This window comes from Streptomyces sp. GC420 (genome assembly GCF_009916105.1).
Taxonomy (GTDB): Bacteria; Actinomycetota; Actinomycetes; order Streptomycetales; family Streptomycetaceae; genus Streptomyces.
The window spans coordinates 1-1,055 of the sequence record NZ_JAAAXQ010000774.1 but is presented as its reverse complement, the minus strand read 5'-3'; the positions used below and the strand labels follow the sequence as shown (position 1 = coordinate 1,055).

General features: G+C 68.1%; 2 protein-coding genes. Both read left to right on the top strand.

From position 1 onward, the window contains the following. On the top strand, window positions 1–330 hold a 330-nt coding region (locus GUY61_RS38535; RefSeq protein WP_208106996.1), incomplete at its 5' end, for a transposase. Further along, the coding region (locus GUY61_RS38530; protein ID WP_166634925.1) for an IS3 family transposase at window positions 327–1,055 on the top strand (729 nt) is incomplete at its 3' end. The genes GUY61_RS38535 and GUY61_RS38530, both read left to right, overlap by 4 nt.

The following is a 1,055-nucleotide window of genomic DNA, read 5'->3' as shown; positions in this document are numbered from 1 at the left end:
GTCCCCGGGAGGATGTCCATCATGGAGAGCATGGGGAAGAAGAAGCCTCGCCCTCGCCGCTCGTTCACGCCGGAGTTCAAGGCCGAGATCGTCGAGCTGTGCCGGCGTGGTGACCGCTCGGTCGGCCGGATCGCCAAGGACTTCGACCTGACCGAAACCGCGGTGCGTGACTGGGTCAAGCAGGCCGAGGTCGACGCGGGCGAGCGAGACGGACTGACCAGCAGTGAACGTGAGGAGCTGGCCGCGCTGCGGCGGGAGAACCGCCGCCTGCGAGAAGACGTCGACATCCTCGAGCGAGCCACGGCTTTCTTCGCGAAGGAGACCCGGTGACGGTGCACCCGTTCATCGAGGCGGAGAAGCAGGGCGGCCACAACGTCAAGCGTGCGTGTGAGCTGCTGAAGGTCTCCAGAACCGCCTTCTATGCCCGCCGCACCGGCAAACCCGGTCCCCGGGCGGTCCGTGACGCCGAGCTGACCGAGCAGATCACCGAGGTCCACCAGCGATCGCGCGGCACCTATGGCGCCCCGCGCGTCCATGCCGTCCTACAACGGGAGGGCGAGGAGTGCGGACGCCGCCGTGTTGCCCGGTTGATGCGGGCCGCCGGCTTGCAGGGCCGGCATCGCAGACGGCGGCATCTGACCACAATCGTCGATCCGGGGGCTGCCTTGCGGCCCGATCTCGTCGTCCGGGACTTCCAGCCCGACCCCGCTGGGCTGGATGCCCGCTGGTGCGGCGACATCACGTACGTTCCGACCGAGGAGGGCTGGCTCTACCTGGCCACCGTCATCGACATCGCTTCCCGGCGCGTGGTCGGCTGGGCGACGGCCGATCATCTGCGGACCGATCTGGTCGCCGATGCCCTCAAGGCCGCCTGCCGACAGCGTCGCCCCACCCGTCCGGTGATCTTCCATTCCGATCGCGGCTGCCAGTACACCAGCCAGCAATTTGCTTCCCTGGCCGACCAGTTCGGAGTTCGACTGTCGGTCGGCCGCACCGGTCAGTGCTGGGACAACGCGCTCGCCGAGTCGTTCTTCGCCACCATCAAGCGTGAGTTG